Origin of the sequence: Paucisalibacillus globulus (assembly GCF_900184735.1) — a bacterium.
GTDB classification, from domain to species: Bacteria; Bacillota; Bacilli; order Bacillales; family Amphibacillaceae; genus Ornithinibacillus; species Ornithinibacillus globulus_B.
The window spans coordinates 214,470-236,973 of sequence record NZ_LT855388.1 but is presented as its reverse complement, the minus strand read 5'-3'; the positions used below and the strand labels follow the sequence as shown (position 1 = coordinate 236,973).

General features: G+C 36.8%; 26 protein-coding genes. 9 read left to right on the top strand and 17 right to left on the bottom strand.

Features of this window, described 5'->3' with window-relative positions; translation table 11 throughout:
* Positions 1-4: 4 nt before the first annotated feature.
* Positions 5-688 carry a response regulator transcription factor gene (locus BN999_RS08365; RefSeq protein WP_096270933.1) on the bottom strand — a complete coding sequence of 228 codons (684 nt, stop codon included), beginning with the start codon at positions 686-688 and terminating at the stop codon, positions 5-7.
* Positions 689-825: 137 nt separating this feature from the next.
* Here BN999_RS08365 and BN999_RS08360 point away from each other — a divergent pair, with 137 nt between their 5' ends.
* Positions 826-1,473, top strand: a complete 648-nt coding sequence (locus BN999_RS08360; protein WP_176481917.1) for a VOC family protein — start codon at positions 826-828, stop codon at positions 1,471-1,473.
* Positions 1,474-1,511: 38 nt separating this feature from the next.
* Here the strand turns inward: BN999_RS08360 and BN999_RS08355 are convergent, their stop codons facing one another.
* Positions 1,512-1,832, bottom strand: coding sequence for a thioredoxin family protein (locus tag BN999_RS08355; RefSeq protein ID WP_096270931.1), 321 nt, complete (start codon positions 1,830-1,832; stop codon positions 1,512-1,514).
* A gap of 69 nt (positions 1,833-1,901) precedes the next feature.
* On the bottom strand, positions 1,902-2,717 hold the full coding sequence (locus tag BN999_RS08350) for a DUF368 domain-containing protein (RefSeq protein WP_096270930.1): 816 nt from the start codon (positions 2,715-2,717) through the stop codon (positions 1,902-1,904).
* A gap of 153 nt (positions 2,718-2,870) precedes the next feature.
* On the opposite strand from BN999_RS08350, the gene BN999_RS08345 reads away from it, so the two are divergent.
* Both BN999_RS08345 and BN999_RS08340 read left to right on the top strand, forming a co-directional pair.
* Positions 2,871-3,206 carry a PadR family transcriptional regulator gene (locus BN999_RS08345; protein WP_096270929.1) on the top strand — a complete coding sequence of 112 codons (336 nt, stop codon included), beginning with the start codon at positions 2,871-2,873 and terminating at the stop codon, positions 3,204-3,206.
* Entirely contained in the window at positions 3,203-3,895 is a 693-nt protein-coding gene (locus tag BN999_RS08340) for a DUF1129 family protein (protein WP_096270928.1), read from the top strand. Before BN999_RS08345 ends, BN999_RS08340 begins: the two co-directional genes overlap by 4 nt.
* Before the next feature lie 197 nt (positions 3,896-4,092).
* On the opposite strand, the gene BN999_RS08335 is transcribed toward BN999_RS08340, so the two are convergent.
* Positions 4,093-5,271, bottom strand: a complete 1,179-nt coding sequence (locus tag BN999_RS08335) for a CapA family protein (RefSeq protein WP_096270927.1) — start codon at positions 5,269-5,271, stop codon at positions 4,093-4,095.
* Between the two features lie 228 nt (positions 5,272-5,499).
* Positions 5,500-6,651: a thiolase family protein gene (locus BN999_RS08330; RefSeq protein ID WP_096270926.1), complete on the bottom strand. Its 1,152-nt coding sequence runs from the start codon at positions 6,649-6,651 to the stop codon at positions 5,500-5,502.
* 150 nt (positions 6,652-6,801) lie between these two features.
* Between BN999_RS08330 and BN999_RS08325 the strand changes: the two genes are divergently transcribed.
* Together BN999_RS08325 and BN999_RS08320 are read left to right on the top strand one after the other, a co-directional pair.
* Positions 6,802-7,236, top strand: coding sequence for a DUF4064 domain-containing protein (locus BN999_RS08325; RefSeq protein ID WP_096270925.1), 435 nt, complete (start codon positions 6,802-6,804; stop codon positions 7,234-7,236).
* Between the two features lie 117 nt (positions 7,237-7,353).
* Complete coding sequence (locus BN999_RS08320; RefSeq protein WP_096270924.1) at positions 7,354-7,536, top strand: hypothetical protein; 183 nt, start codon at positions 7,354-7,356, stop codon at positions 7,534-7,536.
* A 40-nt stretch (positions 7,537-7,576) separates the two neighbouring features.
* On the opposite strand, the gene BN999_RS08315 is transcribed toward BN999_RS08320, so the two are convergent.
* The 4 genes from BN999_RS08315 to BN999_RS08300 form a co-directional block, all read right to left on the bottom strand.
* Positions 7,577-8,593, bottom strand: a complete 1,017-nt coding sequence (locus BN999_RS08315) for a PQQ-dependent sugar dehydrogenase (protein ID WP_096270976.1) — start codon at positions 8,591-8,593, stop codon at positions 7,577-7,579.
* Positions 8,594-9,266: 673 nt separating this feature from the next.
* Positions 9,267-11,096, bottom strand: coding sequence for a translational GTPase TypA (gene typA, locus BN999_RS08310; protein ID WP_096270923.1), 1,830 nt, complete (start codon positions 11,094-11,096; stop codon positions 9,267-9,269).
* Between the two features lie 134 nt (positions 11,097-11,230).
* Positions 11,231-12,571, bottom strand: a complete 1,341-nt coding sequence (locus tag BN999_RS08305; protein WP_096270922.1) for a sensor histidine kinase — start codon at positions 12,569-12,571, stop codon at positions 11,231-11,233.
* Positions 12,572-12,574: 3 nt separating this feature from the next.
* Positions 12,575-13,261, bottom strand: a complete 687-nt coding sequence (locus BN999_RS08300; RefSeq protein ID WP_096270921.1) for a response regulator transcription factor — start codon at positions 13,259-13,261, stop codon at positions 12,575-12,577.
* 162 nt (positions 13,262-13,423) lie between these two features.
* Here BN999_RS08300 and BN999_RS08295 point away from each other — a divergent pair, with 162 nt between their 5' ends.
* Positions 13,424-14,749 (top strand): S1C family serine protease, encoded by a 1,326-nt coding sequence (locus BN999_RS08295; protein WP_255247423.1) that lies wholly within the window; start codon positions 13,424-13,426, stop codon positions 14,747-14,749.
* A gap of 111 nt (positions 14,750-14,860) precedes the next feature.
* On the opposite strand, the gene BN999_RS08290 is transcribed toward BN999_RS08295, so the two are convergent.
* The 3 genes from BN999_RS08290 to BN999_RS08280 form a co-directional block, all read right to left on the bottom strand.
* The gene (locus tag BN999_RS08290; protein ID WP_096270920.1) at positions 14,861-15,067 is read right to left on the bottom strand and encodes a zinc ribbon domain-containing protein; all 207 of its coding nucleotides are present in this window, start codon (positions 15,065-15,067) and stop codon (positions 14,861-14,863) included.
* A gap of 93 nt (positions 15,068-15,160) precedes the next feature.
* Positions 15,161-15,835, bottom strand: coding sequence for a TraR/DksA C4-type zinc finger protein (locus tag BN999_RS08285; protein WP_096270919.1), 675 nt, complete (start codon positions 15,833-15,835; stop codon positions 15,161-15,163).
* A gap of 94 nt (positions 15,836-15,929) precedes the next feature.
* Entirely contained in the window at positions 15,930-16,373 is a 444-nt protein-coding gene (locus tag BN999_RS08280) for a GNAT family N-acetyltransferase (protein WP_096270918.1), read from the bottom strand.
* An 80-nt stretch (positions 16,374-16,453) separates the two neighbouring features.
* Between BN999_RS08280 and BN999_RS08275 the strand changes: the two genes are divergently transcribed.
* Entirely contained in the window at positions 16,454-17,326 is an 873-nt protein-coding gene (locus tag BN999_RS08275; protein WP_096270917.1) for an NAD(P)-dependent oxidoreductase, read from the top strand.
* Here BN999_RS08275 and BN999_RS08270 read toward each other — a convergent pair.
* The 3 genes from BN999_RS08270 to cspD all read right to left on the bottom strand — a co-directional run bounded on the left by BN999_RS08270 (position 17,323) and on the right by cspD (position 18,577).
* Positions 17,323-17,622, bottom strand: coding sequence for a hypothetical protein (locus BN999_RS08270; protein ID WP_096270916.1), 300 nt, complete (start codon positions 17,620-17,622; stop codon positions 17,323-17,325). The genes BN999_RS08275 and BN999_RS08270 overlap by 4 nt on opposite strands.
* Position 17,623: 1 nt before the next feature.
* Positions 17,624-18,304 carry a class I SAM-dependent methyltransferase gene (locus tag BN999_RS08265; RefSeq protein ID WP_096270915.1) on the bottom strand — a complete coding sequence of 227 codons (681 nt, stop codon included), beginning with the start codon at positions 18,302-18,304 and terminating at the stop codon, positions 17,624-17,626.
* A 75-nt stretch (positions 18,305-18,379) separates the two neighbouring features.
* A complete protein-coding gene (gene cspD, locus BN999_RS08260; protein ID WP_026908612.1) occupies positions 18,380-18,577 on the bottom strand; it encodes a cold-shock protein CspD in 198 nt (65 codons plus the stop codon).
* A 317-nt stretch (positions 18,578-18,894) separates the two neighbouring features.
* Here cspD and BN999_RS08255 point away from each other — a divergent pair, with 317 nt between their 5' ends.
* Positions 18,895-19,680: an ABC transporter substrate-binding protein gene (locus tag BN999_RS08255; RefSeq protein WP_096270914.1), complete on the top strand. Its 786-nt coding sequence runs from the start codon at positions 18,895-18,897 to the stop codon at positions 19,678-19,680.
* 162 nt (positions 19,681-19,842) lie between these two features.
* Complete coding sequence (gene trhO, locus BN999_RS08250) at positions 19,843-20,817, top strand: oxygen-dependent tRNA uridine(34) hydroxylase TrhO (RefSeq protein WP_096270913.1); 975 nt, start codon at positions 19,843-19,845, stop codon at positions 20,815-20,817.
* 309 nt (positions 20,818-21,126) lie between these two features.
* Here the strand turns inward: trhO and BN999_RS08245 are convergent, their stop codons facing one another.
* Together BN999_RS08245 and BN999_RS08240 are read right to left on the bottom strand one after the other, a co-directional pair.
* Positions 21,127-21,849, bottom strand: a complete 723-nt coding sequence (locus tag BN999_RS08245) for an amino acid ABC transporter ATP-binding protein (RefSeq protein WP_096270912.1) — start codon at positions 21,847-21,849, stop codon at positions 21,127-21,129.
* The gene (locus tag BN999_RS08240; protein ID WP_096270911.1) at positions 21,842-22,501 is read right to left on the bottom strand and encodes an amino acid ABC transporter permease; all 660 of its coding nucleotides are present in this window, start codon (positions 22,499-22,501) and stop codon (positions 21,842-21,844) included. The genes BN999_RS08245 and BN999_RS08240 overlap by 8 nt, the downstream gene beginning before the upstream one ends.
* Positions 22,502-22,504 lie beyond the last annotated feature (3 nt).

The following is a 22,504-nucleotide window of genomic DNA, read 5'->3' as shown; positions in this document are numbered from 1 at the left end:
TCGTTTAATCCTTTATCGTATATCCGACACCACGTACGGTTTGAATGTAAGCGACCGGGTATTCTTTATCAATTTTTTGTCGTAAATATCGAACATACACATCTACAACATTTGTCTCACCAAAATAGTCGTAACCCCAAACCTGCTCAATCAATTGATCACGGGTCAGTACTAAATTCTTATTTTTTAATAAACAAACTAGTAAGTCGTACTCTCTAGGTGTTAGGTCTATATTATTTCCATCACGTGATACTTCGTGAGCACCAATATCCACTATCAAATCACCAACAGAAAGTACATCCTTCTTAACCTTCTTCTCAATTGGTTTTCGTAAATGCACTCGAATTCGTGCAAGCAATTCCTCAATTTGAAAAGGTTTTGTGACATAATCATTTGCACCTATATCTAGTCCGCTAACTTTATCATGTACAGCATCTCTAGCTGTTAATAGAATGATCGGCGTGTCTTCATCGGTACGTCTTATTCTTCTAAGAACTTCCAAGCCACTCAGTTCAGGAATCATGATATCCAATAACACCAGATCCCACTCACGCTCCTGCATTAGACGAAGCGCATCTTTCCCATTTTCCGCTATTTGGGTTCGGTAATTCTCATATTCTAATTCAAGCTGTAGTACTCTACTTAATTTTGCTTCATCTTCTACTATCAATATAATTGGTTGTTCCACTAGATCACCTACTTATTTGGTTCTTTTTGTTTACTATACCAAATAAAGATTAGAAAGTGATGAGAAAACAGATTTTAGATTTGATTTTTAAGGAAAATAAATAAATAATGGAAGCAAGAAAACGGGGAGGAATCGAAATGCTTGCACTTGATCATATTGTTATAGCTGGTCGAAATGCTGAAGATGATAGTATTGCTTATAATAGACAATTCGCAGTTAAAGCCGTCAAAGGTGGGGAACATGACAATTGGGGAACTTATAATTATCTCGCGTATTTCTCCAATCAAGCTTATATTGAGTGGCTTGGGGTAAAGGATTTTGATAAAGCATCCAAGAGTGATAATCCATTAATAAAACATCTAGTATATATGCTAAACCAAAATGAAACTGGTCCCTTTCAGTTTGCTCTGCGTACGGATAGAATGGATGATTATGTTCAACATTTTAAAGACAATGACATTCCATTTGATGGTCCCTATTCCGGTAATCGAGAGCGACCAGACGGAACACACTTATCTTGGAGAATGCTTTTTCCAAAATATGAAATATCTGAAGGGATGCTACCCTTCCTAATAGAATGGAATAATCCAACAGGAGGGCCATATGGACAAAGCATCGCCAATCCTCAAGTGATTACCAAAGTTAATTACAGTGGTGTTGACAAAGACACATTTTCTGCTATTTATCAATTAAAAAATAAACTAAGCATCAAAAATCAATTCACATTACAAAACTCAAAAATATCGTTTAATAAAAGCGGGAAATTAAGCTTCTCATTAATATGATAAAAGAGAATGTGCATATGCACATTCTCTTTATTAAGTTACCCTAATTGTTGATGTAGAAATTCTGTAACTTCCTCAGGTGTTTTTGTATAAGCACTATGTTGGTGTGCTAATTTTTCACCATTTTGGAAGATAAGAATACTTGGAATACCCATTACTTCATATTTACCAGCAATTCCTTCTATCTCGTCTGTATTGACCTCATACCATTCATAATTATTAAATTCCTCTAGAATTCCATCAATAAACATGTCCATTCTTTTACAATCCGGACACCAATCGGCAAAGAACTTTATAATCACTGGTTTATCGTTTTGAATAACTTCATTGAATCTATCCATTGTTTGAATGTGTTCCATTAATCATCTCTCCTTTAGGAATCTTATCCCCATTGTATCGATTAAACAAACGTTTGTCTCACAGTTTGCCTACTCTTTATATTCCACTTTTCCTAAGATGTATGCGACAAATAAACCAGCGGCAAAGGTAACGACACTTAATAATAATGAATTAGTAGATTCTGGCCATCCTGGAAATACAACAAAGATTGATCCGATAACTAAACCGATGATTAAGGCAAACGTGGCATTTCGGTAGTTAACTAAGAAGAAATTGATTATTTTACTCATCGTAATGATACCGAGAAGAATCCCGAAACCAACAACAGCGATAATATCCAATTGAATATTACTTATCGCACTAATAACCGTTGAATATACTCCAATAACTAGCAAGATGAATGAACCACTTATACCTGGCAATATCATAGCAGCACTAGCAATAAATCCAGAGAAAAACAGCAAGATATATGTTGAAAGAGTAAGATTCTCTATCACCATCCCATCGCTTTCATGAAGAAACATCATGGAACCTACAGCCAAGGCACCAAAAATCAAGAACAGATAATGGTTTACTTTAAAATTCACTTTGACTTCTGCTTGATTAAATAGATAAGGCAAAATACCAATAATAAGTCCCAAAAAGAAGAACTGGGTTGGACCTGGATGGCGTTCAAACAACCACTCAATTAAGTGGCTTAATAAAAGAATTGCAGATACAACTCCTATTCCTAACGGTATAAGGAAGCCTAATTGTTTTTTCCAATCCTTGCTTACTAAACCATTTATAGCAGCTATCAAGCGGTCATAAATTCCAAGCAAAACAGCAATAGTTCCACCACTAACACCCGGAATCACATCACTCGCTCCCATAATTAAACCACGGTAAATATTCTTCCATTCCATTAAATAATCCCCTTTATTTAAAATCTATTTATTATCATACCAAATAATGGTTGCTTTTTATAGAATTTGCCGTATACTATAATTAAGCTACTTTGTTATGCAAGGTAGCATCTTTTAAAAAGGGTATCTTGTTATACAAGGTAGGTGAAGTACATGTCATTAAGAAGCCAATTATTAAAAGGTGTATTGGAAGGATGTATTTTATCCATCATTAACAGGCAATCCACTTATGGTTACGAGCTATCGGTGCGTTTGCAAGAGTTTGGTTTATCAGATGTTAGTGAAGGTTCCATTTATCCAATCTTGTTACGACTTCAAAAAGAAAAGCTAATCGAAGGTACCATGCAAAAATCTGATTTAGGTCCTAAGCGAAAATACTATCATCTAACAGAAGATGGCCAGCATGCATTACGTGAGTTTATGGAGCAATGGGAAAATATTAAGCTTCCTGTTGATAACATTTTAAATAAAGGAGGAGAAACGGATTGAATTCTAAAGATTTCATTAAACTAAACAATGATATGCGTGAAAAGTTATCCGAGGAGAACAAAGAGATCTATGAAGACATGCTCGTTTATATCCGGTTAAGTGGTAACAAATCAGAGCAGCAGACAGAAGAAGTATTATTTGAACTGTTGGAACACTTACTCGAAGCACAAAAAGAGGGTAAAAGTGCTCGCGATGTATTTGGTAATGATTTCAAAAAATACTGTGATGATTTGATTGCGGAGATTCCTGGTGAGGAACGCTCATTTGCTCTTGTTTTTGGAGGCTATATCGTATTGTACTTTCTTGGAATCCTTAGCACATTTTATGGACTAGGAAATTTCCTAATACATCAATTCTTTGATGTTGGATCTAGTGATTATACTTTTTCAATTGGTAGTGGAATTACGGTTGTCATATTAGACTTACTTATCTTATCTGGATTTATCATATTCGTTTTGAGATGGCTTAAAAACTCCACTTTTAAAGTGAAGAAGCCTAATAAGTGGGTCGAGTTTTTACGACTATGGTTAATTAGTATGATTTTTATTGGAGCTACTGTTGGTAGTCCAATCATCATGCCAAGCTTCGGTTCGGAGATAACAATTCCTGTTCTATCATTTGCCATAGTTGGCATTATCTTCTTCATTATTTCGTTTATCTTAAATAAGAAGTTTAGAATAACTAAATAAGGGAGGGTTTTGTGAATGCATTTTTCACTTATATTAACTACTACTTTTTTCATCATTACTTTACTATGTTTCCTGTTTGTCAGAATAACGATGCTTTACTTTAACAGGAAAGAGAAGCGAAATGCTAAAGGTTAACCGACTAATACAAAAAAGCCTAGCTCACTTTCGTAGCTAGGCTTTAATTCTGTCATCTATCATTATTCTTCCATAAACTTTAAATCCGGTACCCAGGTTGACATATGTTCCTTTATTTCTTCATAGTGTTTTTGTGCATTTGGCAATTCTTGATTGGTCAATTGATACATTGGAATAACCTCGTAATCTCGCCAATTTGAATATTTCACATACGTCGGTAGAAACTCTGGTGAGTGAACCTTCACTTCTTGTTCTCCACCCTTACTGGTTTTTGAAATATAGAATTTAAAAACGCCACCTATTTGTCTATAAAATTCATCTTGACCAGATAGAAAATTCCCTAAGGAGTATACAACTAATGTACGATTGCCATTCTCACCTGTCACCCAGTCAATTGGCTGCAAGACATGTGGATGGTGTCCAAGAACAACATCTGCTCCCTGGTCGGCAACAAACTGAACAAGGTCCTTTTGTAGTTGATTCGGCATCCGCTCGTATTCATTTCCAAAGTGGAGGCTTAAAATAACTACATCGGCTTTTTCCTTTGCATTTTGTATATCTTGTGCCATGAGCTCTTGGTCAATTAAATTAACTAAGTAATCCCTTCCAACTGGTACTGGGATTCCATTAGTACCATATGTATAAGATAAAAAGGCAACAGATATTCCTTCTTCCGTCTCATATATCCTTAATTGGTCACGATCTTGGCTATCCTTATATGATCCTGTATACATCATATCGATAGTTTCCCAATGTTTTATAGCACGCTGTATTGCTTCTTCACCACGATCTAATGTGTGATTATTAGCTAATGAAACAACGTCAATTCCCGCCCATTTTAGGGCGTCACCAACTTCTGTCGGACTGTTGAATGTAGGATAAGATGATAATCCTAATTCTACTCCACCAATCATGGTTTCTTGATTTGCAATGGAAATAGTAGCGTCACTCAAAAAAGGTTTAACTCTTTCTAGCATCGGTTTAAAATCATAGCCTTGATTAACTTTGGCATCATTATAAACACTATTATGGATGAGCATATCCCCAATTGCAGATATCGATATTTCTTTTGTTACTTCAATCGGTTCTTTTAGCTCTCTTGAATCCGTTGTTTTACCACTATGTGAACCAGCTGTTCGATCTTGGTTAAGAGTTCCTTCAGAAATATCTTTTCCACAAGAAACTAATAATACTAACATAAGCAATAATAATACTGCCTTGATAAATTTCCCCCTAATCATAGACCATTACTCCTCATACCTTTTTACTAATTATACCATGAAAGCAGGAAAAAAATTCCTTATTGTAAAAATATTCTACAAATAACGATAGTTTGTCCAACATGGTTGTTCTTAATATGACAAAAAGTAGGTCGGAACATACAGGATTAATGAATATGGTCTATAAATAGGGTGATTTTCTCAAATAAAAAAACAACTGCCTATCTAAAGCAGTTGTTCTACAAATGTCTATTCAACTCGTTCGATTATGGTTGCATTAGCCATTCCCATACCTTCGCAAATAGCAAGTAACCCGTAGCGCCCATTAATTCGTTCTAATTCATATAATAATGATGTCATTAGCTTCGTTCCTGTTGCCCCCAATGGGTGCCCAAGTGCAATTGCCCCTCCATTTACATTTAACTTAGAAGGGTCCGCACCTGTATCTGCTAACCATGCAAGTGGTACTGGTGCAAAGGCTTCGTTTACCTCATAGCGATCCATATCCTCAATGGAAAGCCCCGACTTCTCCAGTACTCGTTTAGTTGCTTCAATAGGTCCTGTTAGCATTAAAGTTGGATCTGAACCTACTACTACTCGAGCTACTATTTTCGCCCTTGGTTTCAAGCCTAGTTCTAACGCTTTTTCTTTAGACATTAGCAATACAGCACTCGCACCATCACTCATTTGACTAGCGTTTCCGGCTGTTATCTTACCATCTGCTTGAAAGACCGATTTTAGTGAAGATAGTGCTTCTATAGATGTATCTTTTCTTGGGCCCTCATCACGATTAATAATTTGTTTTTTTCCTTCATGATTTTCAACCTCAACTGGGAGGATTTCCGCTTCAAATTTTCCCTTTTCTATTGCATGCAATGCCTTTTTATGACTTTCAAGTGAATATGTATCTAATTGTTCTCTTGTGAATCCCCATTGGTCTGCAATCTTTTCAGATGAAACTCCTTGATTTACAATCTCGTATCTCTCTTGAAGTTTTTTACTAGGTCTGGTTTTCCCTATGTTCGAAAACATTGGTGCACGAGACATGCTTTCTACTCCACCCGCAATCACAATATCCATATCTCCTGAAGCAATTGCTTGTGCAGCAAAATGAATTGCTTGTTGGCTTGAACCACACTGACGATCAATGGTTACCCCAGGTACTTGTATCGGAAATCCTGCAATAAGTGCTGCAGTTCGTGCAATATTTCCACCTTGCTCGTTAACCTGTGTCACACAACCCAAAATAACATCTTCCACACTACTCTTATCCACAGATGATCGTTCTACCAAATCATCCAATACTAGAGCAGCCAATTCATCTGGACGATAATTTGTAAATGCTCCACCTTTTCTGCCGACTGCTGTACGAACCCCATCAATAATTACTACTTCCCGCACATTTTTCCCCTCCTATACTTACCTTTTATGATATTTGATTTTTTAAAATAATTCTACATTTCTTTTTTTAAACTTTTTTAGTAATAAATGAAACAATTATCAGGTAAAATCGTATAAGATAGCAATATACATATTAAGGGAGGAAATATTGTGAAACGTACAGCAGAAATAACACTGGGAATTATTGGTGCAGTTTTCTATGTATTCTCAGTAGCATTTGGAATACTTAGACTTTGGATGGAAAATAACAAGGGATATCTAGAAGAGTATATGACGGAAAACCAATCCGAATTTGATTTAACTTCATCAGACATCTCTACAATTGAAGAAATGTTTAGTATGAACCTTGCACAAGGTGGAATATTAATTGTAATCTTACCAATCGTTGCAATCATTTTAGGTATTGTCGCTATGGTTCTTCTAAAAGGAAATAAACGTCCCGTTGCTGCAGGGATAATCTTCCTTGTAACTGGAGTTGGTTATGCTATTATAACCCTTGGTGGAGGTATCCTAAGTGGAATACTGTACTTAATAGCAGGAATTCTTTGTTTAGCTCGTAAACCTAAGACAATTATTGAAGAATAGTAAGTCAAGTTGTAAAAACTATGTAAAATAGGAGAAAAGACTTACATTCTTCTTATACTGTGTTATATAATTAACTATAAATGTTAAAAGTAATCACCATATTAGAGGTGTTCTAAAATGAAACGCTATTTAACCGCAATATTTCTTGCATTAAGTGCGTTGATATTGGTATTCGGTTTGCGAATTGATCTACAATGGACTGGAATAGTTACATGGGGATTGACCCTTATTTGTTTAATTTTTGCAGCATATTATACAAAGTATATTCCAGATGAAAAAAGCAAGAAAAAAAGGGAGTAAACAAACATTTGTTTACTCCCTTTTTCCTGTTCAAAAAGACCTATTGTAACATATGAATTGGAATAAATATTAATTGGTCATCATTTTCACGCGGGTTTCCTCTTCCATCTGTATTATTCGTAACCACATATAGTCCTTGACTTGTCGCTAATACATCACGCACTCGCCCTAACTCGGGTAAGATTTCATCCAATTCATTTGTTTGAGGGTCATATTCTCGAATACCCTCTCCTCTTAAGGAAGCAAAGTATAATTTACCATCTAAATAAGCCAATCCAGATGGTGCCCATGTATTCTCATGTGAATGAATAATAGGTTTTACCATTCCTTCTCTTTCCTCATCCCCTTGTATAACCGGCCATCCATAGTTCTTTCCTTTTTGGATATAATTTAGTTCATCGTATGCATTTGAGCCATGTTCTGATGCATATAGATTACCTGCACTATCCCAGGCTAGCCCTTGTGGATTCCGATGTCCGTAGGAATAAACATAACTGTTTGGAAAAGGATTATCAGATGGTATTGTACCATCAACATTCATACGGAGAATCTTTCCAGCTAAACTCTCTAAATTCTGTGCTAATTCAGGTACTGTTGCATCACCAGTAGTAATATATAACTTTTGATCTGGTCCAATTTCAATTCTCCCACCCTGATGGTATTTTCCTCCAGGTATCTTATCTAATAAAACATCCGTTTCCTGCCAGTGATTAACAGCTAGCTCTATCTTAACAACGCGTTGATAATAGTTATTGCCTTCAACATACGAATAATATGCAAAAGCTTCACCAGTAGACCCTCGTGGAAAAGCAATTCCCAATAATCCTGCTTCTGGTTGGTTAGACAATTCCTGAGTGAAATTGACAGGTTGACGAATATAGTCTTTACCCTCTACTTTAACGATAGATCCCGTTCTTTCACTTATATAAATGGTATTATCCAACTTAACAATTTCCCAAGGTATATCTAAGTTTGAAGCAATTACTTCATATTCATTTTGATTTATTGTTGGCTCAGTCTGACTAGGGGAAGGATTTTCTTTAGAACAGCCTATCATGAATACCAATAGAAATACTGGCAAAAGTGTACGAATGGTGGTTCACTCCTTTAGCATTGATAGCTACATTTTAGATTAATTTACAGAAATTTATAAGTAGAATATAAAATATATTAAAAAGGCTTTTCGTACAGTTTGGTTGCTATAGTTTGAATTTGTGCGGTAAAAAATATTAGATCTGGTGAAGCTTAATTCTGCCGCTCCGGCAGAACACTCCGCTTTCCGCGGGCCCGGCCTCAGCCTCCTCGAGGAAAGTTCGCCTCTGCGGGGTCTTCGGACACGTGCTATTCCCGCAGGAGTCTACGTATTCTGCCTGCGCTAATTTAAGTATTCTAATTTTAGATAGTAAATGATTTTGATTTTTGTGTGTGTTTTAAGTCCTTTTAATTTCCAATCAATACTAGCGTAGGAAATACACGGAGACTCCTGCGGGAGGATAGGCATCGGTGAGACCCCGCAGTGCGATAGCACGAGGAGGCTCACCAGCCGCCCGCGGAAAGCGGAGTGTATTTCCGAAGCGGGTATGTTGCGCTATCAAAAACTATTAGTTACCGCACAGTTTCTATCCACTATTTGTTAAAGAAAACACAGCAAATGGAATATTTTTATAAAGTGCACATTTAAAAAGAGGATATCTTTAGGGGTGTATTCCCTATAGATATCCTCTTATGCATTATACTAATTTTGCACGTTTTGCAGCTTTTTCACGTTCGTTTTTATTTAGAATTTTCTTACGTAGACGAATAGATTCTGGAGTTACTTCACAGTACTCATCATCATTTAAATATTCTAATGCTTCTTCCAGTGACATGTTTCTAGTTTTACGAATTACCGAAGTTTGATCCTTTGTTGCAGAACGAACGTTTGTTAGATGTTTTTCTTTCGTGATATTAACGGTTAAGTCGTTTTCACGGTTATGCTCCCCAACAATCATTCCTGCATATACTTCTGTACCTGGATCAACAAAGATAATACCACGGTCTTCTAGTCCCATGATTCCATAAGTTGAAGCTTTACCATTTTCTAATGCAACAAGAACACCTTGGCGTCTTCCACCTACTTGACCTTTAATTACTGGTTCATAAGCTTCAAACGTATGATTTAAGATCCCGTAACCACGTGTTTGGGACATAAACTCAGTTGAGTACCCGATTAGTCCACGAGATGGCACCTTAAACTCAAGACGAACTTGACCATTACCAAAGTTCACCATGTCGAGCATTTCACCTTTACGTGCACCAAGAGACTCCATAATGGCTCCGGTATGTTCTTCTGGAACATCTACTTGTACTCGCTCAACAGGTTCTGATAGTACACCATCAATTTCTTTCATGATTACTTTTGGCTTCGATAGTTGTAGCTCAAAACCTTCACGACGTAAATTCTCAATTAGAATAGATAAGTGTAGTTCCCCACGGCCTGATACAATCCAAGCATCTGGAGATTCGGTTGGATCTACACGTAAACTTACATCTGTTTCTAGCTGTTTCAATAAACGTTCTTCAATCTTACGAGAAGTTATATACTTCCCTTCACGCCCTGCAAATGGACTGTTGTTAGTAACAAATGTCATTTGAAGAGTAGGCTCATCAATGTGTAGTACTGGAAGTGCATCTGGATGATCTTGTGGACAAATTGTTTCCCCAACGTTTAAATCATCTAGACCTGAGATTGCTACAATCTCACCAGCACCAGCTTCCTCAATCTCTAATCGCTTTAGACCAAAGAAACCGAATAGCTTACTAATACGGAAAGACTTTTGTGTGCCATCCTTTTTCATCACGACAACCTGTTGGCCAACATGAATTTTACCACGAGCAATACGCCCAATACCAATACGTCCAACATAATCGTTATAATCTAATAAAGTTACTTGGAATTGTAATGGATCTTCACGATTATCAATTGGTGCTGGAATATGTTCCAGAATCGTTTGATAAATTGGTTCCATTGTTTCTTGTTGGTCTTCCGGTTCAAGACCTGAAGTTCCATTTAAAGCAGAGGCATATACAACCGGGAATTCTAATTGGTCATCGTCTGCACCTAGTTCAATGAATAAATCTAATACTTCATCCACTACTTCTGCTGGTCTTGCGTTAGGACGGTCAATCTTATTTAATACAACGATTGGCGTTAATTTTTGTTCAAGTGCCTTTTTTAACACAAATCGTGTTTGCGGCATTGTACCTTCATAGGCGTCTACTACTAAAGCAACACCATCAACCATTTTCAAGATACGTTCAACTTCACCACCGAAGTCTGCGTGTCCTGGTGTATCTAAGATGTTAATTCTTGTATCGTTATAGCTAATTGCTGTATTTTTCGCTAAAATTGTGATTCCACGTTCCCGTTCAATATCATTGGAATCCATCATGCGCTCATCAACTTGCTCATTTTCACGAAAAGTACCAGAATATTTTAGTAACTGGTCTACCAATGTTGTTTTACCATGGTCAACGTGAGCAATAATTGCGATATTACGAATATCTTGTCTTAATTGCATAAAGTACGCTCCTCTTATTTCCGAGTAGAATGAAACTAGACAATTATATCATATATGTCGATTGTTGTCTTTATTTTTTTCATTGCACTAGCCATCCACGTGGAGTTCACTCAATATTCTAGGAGAATAGGCTCTTAATTCAGCACATTTGGGAAGGTGAGGGTAAATTTAGCTCCACCTAGTTGGGATTTACCTGCTTGGATTTTCCCGCCCGATTGTTCGATGATGGCTCTCGAGATGGCGAGACCTAGGCCAGTCTCTCCATTCTTACCTTTAACAAATCGGTGAAAAATATGTGGCATTAATTCCTCAGAAATACCTTCTCCGTCATCTTCAATAGTTATCTGTATTTCACCATTTTGCATTGATGAAGAAATAAGGAGCGTACTATTACCATGTCGGATTCCATTAACTGTCAAGTTAAGTAAGGCACGTAATAATCGTTCTTCATCACCTAAAAGATACAGATTGTCTGCCTCTTGTTTCCGAAGCTCTACATTCTGTTCTGTTGCTAAAGGCAAAGCTCGCTCTACCACCTTATCCAATAAAACAGATAATGGAAACTTCTCATTCTGATAGGAAAGTTCTTCACTTTCCAATTTTGCGAGTAGAATCATTTCGTTAATAATTTTCTTAAGTCGATTAACCTCTGAAACGATTACTTCCAGACCTTTTTCTTCTTCTTGTTCATCAAACACTTTTTCTTTTATTCCCTCCGCATAGCCCTGAGTTGTCATTAGTGGCGTTTTCAGTTCATGACTAGCATTTTGGAAGAATGTCTGCTGAGTATTTATATATCGTTGCAACTCGCTTGCCATATCATAAACACTTTGTGCTACCTCTTTTATTTCTCCAGATGCACTAATTGGTTTAATCTCATCAAACTCACGCTTTTCCACTTTTTTAAGCTGGTGCTTAAGCCGTGTTAACGGTGTAACGAGTTTCCTAGTAAGAAAGTAACTTAGTCCAATGGCTGCTATTGCTCCGAAGATAAACACGAGTAACATTCGCATAATAAAATCTTGCTGGACTATTCGAAGGTCTTGTAAAGGTGTGAGTAAAATTAGTTCTAATCCAAGACTTTTCGGAACAAACAAGATTCGCGATGTAACGTATTTTTCATTACCAAATGCCCAAAGCTCTTCTTCTGAGTTCTTAAAGTCATTATTCATAAATAATCCGGTCACTATTGGTGTCGGCAAAGTGGAATATAGGACAGAATTTTGTTCCCTGTCATACAAGAATAGCTGTAAATCCTGTTCTTTTAGAAATTCATTAAACCCAATGAGATTCTCCCTTGAGATAAAGGCCTCATCTAATACGTTTACTAAAATCTCACCTTTTTGCTCTAACTGTCTTTGTTCATCTTGAATTAGTAAATTCAGTATCAAAGAGTAGATAACATATCCCGTTATAGCCATGATTATTAGAAGTAAAGCAGTAAATGCAGCATTTAATTGATATTGCAATTTCATCTTTTAGTCCTCATTATCCCGGAGTCTATAGCCAAAGCCCCAAACAGTCTCAAGTGGTATGTCCTTAATCTTCTTGCGGAGCCTTTTCACCAAATCATCTACTGCTCTGTCACTTCCAAAGTAATCGTCTCCCCACACGCGCAAAAGAAGCTCTTCACGCGAGAATGCCCGATTGACATTTTCCGCAAACAAAAGCAACATATCAAATTCCTTTGTAGTAACTTCCTGTTCCTCGCCATCCCAAAACACACGGCGATCACTTTTATTTATTACTAACCCTTCCACTTCTATTCGGTCATTGTCCTCACTCTGATTCTTTTCCACTGGTCGATATCGTTTAAAAAGACGCTTAACTCTAGCCATTAATTCTCTTGGGCTAAATGGTTTAGTTAAGTAGTCATCCCCACCAAGCTCAAGGCCTAGGATTTTATCAATTTCCTCATCTTTAGCAGAAACTATAATGATTGGGACATCACTTTCATTACGAATGGTCTTACAAAATTCGTACCCATCCATTCCCGGCAACATAATATCAACAATCCACATATCTGGAGGATTAGACTTCCAGAGCCCTAAGCCCTTTTCAGCAGAATCCATCACAGAAACCTGATATCCTTCTTTTTTTAAGAAGGCTGAGACGATATTTTGTATATTGGGATCATCTTCTATAACAGCAATATGATAATTCATTTTTCCTCACCACTTTTAACTGTTTTTCTTTTATTTTTACATTATTAATTAGAGGAAACAATATATTTTGCTTATTTCCACATTTATTCCACAATTATCCCAAAGCTATTCCATTGCTTCTGGATATGCTATATCTATAGTCTTTAAGGAGGATGAATGGTCATGGAACATAATGAAAGTGAAAGACAATCCATAGATTCAACTAATGAAGGTCAACCGCATCATCATTCTGAGGAATCCACTCCTGCTACCTATCAAACAGACCAGATAAAAATTGATAATTCGGGAATGACCAAACCGAAATCAGGGTCTGAGAAGGAAAAAGGAAAGTCAAAAGGACCTACTACGATTAAATCTTTCTTTTCTGGTATGATTGGTGGATTCATTCCAGTTATCGTGTTACTTTTACTTTTCTCAAACAATGTTATCTCTTTTGAAAATACAAACAGCACGGAAATAGCTGCACAAAGTACATCAAAGTCAAATCCTGAAATTATTACCACTATGGCAACAGAGGACGCAAAAAGTTCGACAAACCTTGCAGAAGTCGCTGAGGCTGTAGTTGGTGTTACAAATCTGCAACAACAAAGTATTTGGACTAATAGCCAAGAAGCCGGTACAGGGTCTGGTATTATTTATAAAAAAGAAGATGGAAAAGCATATGTAGTCACAAACCACCATGTAGTGGATGGGGCACAACAAGTTGAAGTTGTATTATCCAATGACGAAAGAGTTCCCGCTAAAGTTCTTGGAACAGATGAATTAACAGACTTAGCCGTTCTAGAAATTGATGGAAAAAGTGTTAACCGGGTAGCCAAACTAGGGACAGCTGATGGTAAACAAGTTGGTGAAACCGTATATGCAATTGGAAACCCACTTGGAATAGAATTCGCCAATTCGTTAACGAAAGGAATAATTAGTGGACTTGAACGGTCTGTCTCAGTTGATACAAATGGAGATCAAGTAGCAGATTGGATTACAGAAGTTATTCAAACAGATGCTGCCATTAACCCTGGTAATAGTGGTGGTGCACTAGTTGATTCAAATGGTGAAGTTATTGGTATCAACTCTATGAAGATTGCCAGTACACAAGTTGAGGGTATCGGTTTCGCAATTCCAATAGAATCCGCCCTACCAATTATGGAGCAATTAGAGACAACCGGTAAGGTACAACGGCCATTTATCGGCATTAGCATGGCCCCATTAAATCAAGTACCTATGCAATATCGCCATAATGTTGTTCTTCCAGAAGATGTGGAAGAAGGTATGGTTATTGCAAGTGTAGAGCCAGGTTCTCCTGCAGCTGATGCAGGCTTACAACAATTCGATGTTATCACAAAGATTAATGGTCATGAAACACCAACTGCTTTAGAGCTTAGAAAATATATGTATACCGAAACACAGGTTGGTGACTCTGTTGAGCTTGAGATTTATCGAAACGGCAAAAAACAGGTTGTTGAGTTAAAACTAACAGAACGATATGAATAAGTTGCCAAAGAAGGGTACCTCCCCCCTTCTTTTTTTATTGGCTTTTTACCTATCCATTAAATAAAAAAGGGTCTATCACCAAATTCTCATTTAGTGTTAGACCTTTTTATCTTAACCAAAGAACAAATCGATGATATTCGACCCAGTTGAACTTCGTTTATTGTAGAATTCAGAGTAACCACAATCTTTACAGTAAACCACGATAAATTGATTGTGTTGCATATCAAACATCTTTGATAAACCTGTACCTGTCATCGCCACTTCCTTCTTATCCGCATCCATACTGCCACATTTAATACAACCTTTATTATCACTCATTAACCATCACTCCTTTTACCTTTATTACGGCTTTATACGGGAAAAAGTTTCAAGAAAAAGCACAGCACATCCATTCGGACTGCTGCGCATTTCCTAATCCATATCTAATTCATCTTTGTATTTATTATGATTTGGGGTTACACCTGTAAAATTCCCATGTTGATCAGCTGCAACAAACCCCTCTATATCCTCAACACTACCAACATTTTCATCACTATTGGGATACATTTCATCAAAATTTTCTCTGTCACCGTAAAAATCAGAAGCTGTTTCAGAGGTTCCATAACGACTTACATCTTGCCAAGTATCTTCTGCATCATAGCCAACTTGTTCTTCATCTGTAACCTCGTCAGGGTTTATATTCGGGCTAAACACTTCTTCTTCTACAGGCCTATTCCGTTCAAACGTATCACTACTTGCATGGTTAACACAACGGTCCGCAGTTGGTACTGCCTGTAAGCGTTCAAATGGGATGTCCGCACCGCATTCTGTACATAATCCATATGTCCCCTCTTCAATTGCATGTAGCGCCTCGTTAATCTCTTCTAGTTCTTTCTCCGCATGCTCATTTAATGCAATATCCTTTTGTCTTTCAAATAATTCCGTTCCATGATCTGCTGGATGGTTATCATAATTAGAGAGCTCACTCATGGACTCCTTTAGTAATTCTAATGATAAACCATAATGGTCTTGAACATGATTAATCAATTCATTCTGCCGAGCTAATAATGCTTCTTTACATTGACCTAACTGTTCACCTGAAATCATGTAATAGCCTCCTTATAAAGCAATAATCCGTGATTATTTGAAAAAGGTTGCTAATCATACTATATGTAAAAGCAATAGATTGATTCTTTATTACCTATCCAATCTTCATGTCAATATGTGGTATCCCATCCTCTAAATAATCTTCTGAGATTTGTATAAAACCAAGAGATCGATAAAAGTTTTTTAAATAAGACTGTGCCTGTATTTTTATAGAACTTACTTCCCACTCATTCCTGATAATATCTATTGCCTTTTTCATAATTTCTTCAGCATAACCATTTGACCTGAATTTTTTAACAACCAGGACTCTTCCAATGGCTGCCGAATCTTCATACTTCAGTCCTTTCGGTAATATCCTAACATAAGATACAATTTCATTATTTAATGTTGCAAAGTAGTGAATTGATTCCTGATCAAGATCATCTAATTCTGGATAGACACAATTCTGTTCCACGACAAAAACATCCGTTCTTGCTTTTAAAATTGCATATAATTCATGATTGGTTAATTCATCAAATTTTTTACAATACCACTTCATCTACATCATCCCTTAATTAATTTTCCTTTTACAATATTGAAAATAATTATATAGTAAAAGTATGGAAGGAGTGGTATATCATGCTTAAAAATATCGGATTTATTGGAACTGGTGTGATGGGAAGTAGTATGGCCGAAAACCTTTTAAAGGCTGGTTATAACGTATCCCTGTATACTCGTACAAAAACAAAAGCCCAACCACTACTAAATCAAGGCGCTACTTGGAAAGAATCTGTTTCAGAATTGGCATCTACAGTGGATGTTGTTATAACGATTGTAGGATATCCACAAGATGTAGAGGAAGTATATTTTGGTGAAAACGGCATTATTGAGAACGCAAATAAAGGTACATACGTCATTGATATGACGACATCTAAACCATCATTAGCTATTGATATTTATCGAAGAGCTCAAGAAAAAGGAATCTTTGCTCTAGATGCACCAGTTTCTGGTGGAGATATTGGCGCTAAAAATGGAACACTCGCTATCATGGTTGGTGGGGATCAGGAGGCATTTGATTCCGTACTACCGGTACTTAGTGTGATGGGAGAAAATATTATCTTGCAAGGACAAGCTGGTTCTGGCCAGCATACTAAATTGAGCAATCAAATCGCCATCGCAACCAATATGATCGGGGTTTGTGAGGCAATTGTGTATGCCAAAAAGGCAGGACTCAATCCTGCTCGGGTTCTGGATAGTATTTCAACTGGTGCAGCTGGAAGTTTTTCTTTATCAAAGCTTGCCCCACGGATGATTGAAGGAGACTTTGCCCCTGGTTTCTATGTGAAGCATTTTATAAAAGATATGACCATTGCCATTGAGTCCGCAGAAGAATTAGGACTATCCACTCCAGGTTTGGCATTATCTCTAGAGTTATATAAAGAGTTAGCAGAAAAAGGTGAAGCTGATAGCGGCACACAAAGCTTAATTAAGTTATTCAGTTCATCCTTCTAGATCTTTTTCTGGTCAACATTGAACTGAACAACACTTGCTAAATCATCGTTCCCAAAAAGTTGTAAGACATGTATGACAGTTTGCACTGAAATTTCGTCGGATTCTTCTTTGGGAACGGTTAATTCTATTGCTTCTTTTAGTGCCTCGTTTTTAACTTGGTACGGATATGCTGTTTTATATAGTTCTTCCGGATCCAAATCGTTGTTTACACACCACTGAGCAAAAATTAACACCATCATCTTTTCGTCATTTTGATATTTTTTTATAATATGTTCTTCAATTTGCTTGTTATCCAATTTATTCACCTACTTTTCGGAGCAAAAATACCCACATAAAACTCAATGCTTGCTTTAAATCTACTGGTAAATTTTGATGATGTTCTACTTTTACGCCATCTTTATAAACGCCTAACTCATCCAATAATGTAAATCCCAATTCTTTCGCCAGTTTAAAAAACTCCCAAGGCATCATCGTATTATTGATTGTCTTTTCCCCAAAAACCTTTGGGTAGCTACTGGATCTTGGACCTGCAGTTGGGCCCAAAATACCCACACAAAGAATTCCATCTGGTCGCAAAACCCTATGTAATTCTTCCACAGCTTTGGCAGGAACTTCAACCCACTCTAGAACATTTACACATAAAATAGCATCCACAGATTCATTTGTGAGTGGTAATTGGTTCACATCCGCAACTTGAAAGGCAAGATCAGGAAGACGTGTTTTCGCTTTTTTAATCATCTCTTCTGAAATATCAAGACCCATGACCTCATGACCCAATAGCTTCAGTTTATAGGTACCGTAACCATCACCACAACCTACATCGACAATTGATGCCCGATGGTTTAGATGTTTAGATAGAAGCGGGATGATATCTCTTCGACTGCCATGGTCCCACATATGTTGACTGCGTGCATTCCAAAAGTTAGCGCGATCATTCCATTCTTTCTTTGACCTTTCTTCCCAATTAAAAGAATCCATTTAAGTCACCACTCCCATTCCAATATATAAAAAGGCTTATCTCAAACAGAGATAAGCCTTGTGGGTTTGTGTTAATTATAGTTTAGTTACGTTAGCTGCTTGTGGGCCACGGTTACCTTCAACGATTTCAAATTCAACATCTTGACCTTCTTCAAGAGTTTTGAAACCATCAGTTTGGATAGCTGAGAAGTGTACGAATACATCGTCACCGTCTTCGCGTTCGATGAAACCGAAACCTTTTTCTGCGTTAAACCATTTTACTTTACCAGTCATTTGTATGACCTCCTTATCGAATAGCTTGCAAAGTACAATTGAACCTTTAATACTTTTACACCTACTCTGATAAAGAGAACGTAAAGTATTACCAATTTCAATTTCCTTTTGCTACTAATAACTTTACCCTTTTGAGTAGAAAAATGCAAGTAAATCCGGATTTTTTAAGAAAAAAAATTCTAATTTAGTCTTTACTACCTAATTATCTTATGATAAAATCTGTCGGTTTTTGTAGAACGCACCAAATACTCAGTGACTTTACGTTTATTCTGTTCTAGACTAAGAATAGAAACTATTGTTTTTAGGGAGGTTTTCTTATGCTCACCATAACGGACCACCTCGGGAGAACAGTTACATTCTCACACCCACCCCAACGAATTATTTCTCTTGTACCAGCAATAACAGAAACAATGTATCACCTTGATTTAGAAAATACTATTGTTGGCCGAACTAGGTTTTGCAAATTTCCACAGGAAAAAGTTCAGAAGGCTAAAAATATTGGTGGAACAAAAGAGATAAAGTTAGACCGCATAAACCAATTAAAACCAGACCTCATTATTGTCGAAAAAGAAGAAAACACAAAAGAGATCGTGGAAACACTGGAGAAATATTATCCTGTGTTCGTCTTCGAAGTACAAAAGGAACAAGATGTATATCGTATGATTCACGATCTTGGGCGTTTAACTGATCGTAAAAATGAATCCAATCAATTGGTAAGGGAAATTCAACATAGATTCGATTCTCTCCCCAAAGTTAATGGTAAAAGTGCAGCATATGTTATCTGGAAAAACCCCTACATGGTTGTTGGTAAAGACACCTATATTCAATCCATTTTAACAAAGTTGGGATACATTAATCCGTTTCTTTCATTGAGTGGTCGATACCCTGTTATATCAGAAGAGGACTTTCAACATGCTAACCTAGACTATATATTCCTAGCGACAGAGCCCTATCCATTCAGGGAAAAACACAAAAAAGAATTTCAAGCAATCGTACCACAGGCAAAAACGATTATAATGGATGGTGAAATGTTCTGGTATGGAGCTAAGATGTTACAAGCAGCGGATTATTTTAAGAAGACTATAGAGTCATTAAATAGTTAATCAGAACAAATTATTTTAACATCCTGGCAATACATTCCTTAGAAACCTTACTTGAAATTTTTGGTGAAAGTTGTTAAACTATAGTCTTGCAAGATAATAAAAAGTAAATAAACACTACCAACATTTATATCTTGCAAATATGAATGATAGGTGGTAAATAAAATGGAAAACTATCGAGTATTATTGTACTACAAGTATGTAGACATCGAAGACCCTGAAACTTTTGCAAAAGAGCATCTAGCCTTTTGTAAGGAGAATGATTTAAAGGGTAGAATTTTAGTAGCAAGCGAGGGAATAAACGGGACTGTATCTGGTACTGTTGAAGCAACAAACAACTATATGGAAATGATGCACAATGACCCTCGATTTAGTGATTTGACCTTTAAGGTTGATGAGCATGATGGTCATGCATTCAAAAAAATGCATGTTCGTCCACGTAAAGAGTTAGTTACACTACGACTGGATGAAGAAGAAAATCCTGATCCAAAAGAATTAACAGGTGAATTCCTTTCACCAAAAGAGTGGCGTGAAGCAATGGAACGTGATGACGTTGTTATTTTTGACACTCGTAATGACTATGAGTATGAATTAGGTCACTTCCGCGGTGCATTAAATCCAGATATTGATAATTTCCGTGAATTACCGGAATGGGTACGTAAAAACAAACATTTGATTGAAGGTAAAAAGATTCTTATGTATTGTACTGGTGGTATCCGTTGTGAGAAGTTCACTGGTTGGATGATTAAAGAAGGATTTGAAGATGTAGCTCAACTTCACGGTGGAATCGTAACGTACGGGAAAGACCCTGAAGTACAAGGCGAACTATGGGATGGACAATGCTATGTATTCGATGAGCGTATATCTGTTCCAATCAACCGTAAAGAACATGTAGTTGTAGCAAAAGATTACTTTGACAACGAACCATGTGAGCGTTATGTAAATTGTGCAAACCCTGAATGTAATAAACAAATTATCTGCTCAGAAGAAAATGAGCATAAATATATGCGAGGATGTACACATGAATGTCGCGTACACCCACGAAGCCTTTATGTTAAAGAGCATAACCTTTCTCAAGAAGAAATTCAGAATAGATTAGACATTATTGCTGCAGAAGAGAAGGTAACACAAGAAGCTTAAGCCGAAGACGACCATTAGGTCGTCTTCTTTTGTTTGTATTTATTTCTTACATTATTTTTTGCTAGGTATAGTGGTCAAATGATGTATGAGAGGGGATCGTACTTCATTCCATCTAAGTCTTGGGTAGCAAATGATGTGCGAAGAAACGCTATTCTTCTTTTCACACTTAATCCAAGAGCAATATGATGTGCGATAGTAACCCATTCTTCTTTTCACACTTAACCCAAGAGCAATATGATGTGCGATAGTAACCCATTCTTCTTTTCACACTTAACCCAAGAGAAAAATGATGTAATGGAAGATTTCATATTAAAGTACTTTTGCTAAAAAGTCACTTGCTCGTTTTGTTTTTGGATGAGTGAAAAATTCCTGCGGTTCCCCCTCCTCCATTATCTTCCCATCATCCATAAAGATAATTCTGTCCGCTACCTCTTTTGCAAAGTTCATCTCATGTGTAACAACCACCATTGTCATTCCGGTTGTTGCTAGATACTTCATTACATCCAGAACTTCTTTAACCATTTCTGGATCCAGTGCTGATGTTGGTTCATCAAATAACATGATTTCAGGATCCATTGCCAATGCTCTAGCGATAGCAACACGTTGCTTTTGTCCACCTGATAATCGACTTGGATAGGCATCCACTTTATCGTTTAACCCAACTCTTTGTAGTAATTCTTTTGCGATTTTTTCAGCTAGCTCCTTTTTTATATGTTTTACTTTCATTGGTGCATACGTAACATTTTCCAGTACCGTCATATGGGGAAACAAATGAAAATGTTGAAATACCATTCCAATGTTTTTTCTCACCTGAAGTTTATTTACTTTAGGACCTGTAATCTCCTTATCATTAATCCAAATATGTCCACTAGAAGGGTTTTCTAATAAGTTTATGCAGCGTAGAAACGTTGATTTACCTGAACCAGATGGACCAATAACCGCTACTACTTCCCCTTGTTCAATTGTTGTTGATATATTTTTCAAAACATTAAGTTCTCCAAAGCTTTTTGAAAGATTCATGGTCTTAATCACTCTGTCTCATCCTCCGTTCCACCCAACTACCGATATTGGTAAGAATAAAAATCATCACCCAATAAATAATTCCAGCAAATAATAACGGCTCAAAATTCCGGTATAATTGGGCACCAACAATTTCTGCTCTTCGCATTAAATCCATATATCCAATTGTTGACACCAGTGCTGATTCCTTTGTTAAAGTAATAAACTCATTCATCATGGCAGGTAAGATATTTTTCAATGCTTGCGGTAATATGATATTCACCATCATGGACGGATATGGTACACCTAGAGCTTCCGCCGCTTCTACTTGTCCTTTATCCACAGCCATAATACCAGCCCGAATAATTTCTGATACATATGCAGCTGAATTTAGTCCGAATGCAAGAACAGCACTTAAAAATACTGGTATATCATACAGAAATAATTGCGGTATAGCGTAATGAATAATCATCAATTGCAAGATTAGGGGGGTACCACGGAATATTGATGTATAAATATCCGCAGGCCATTTGAACCACTTTTTATTACTTATTTTGCATAGTGCTAAGATCGTTCCTAATAGTAAGCCGAAAAGAATCGATACACTGACAAATTTTAACGTTGCTCCAATTCCTTCTAATATAAAAGGAATTGAAGGCACGATTTGGCTAAAGTCCAAATTCATGCC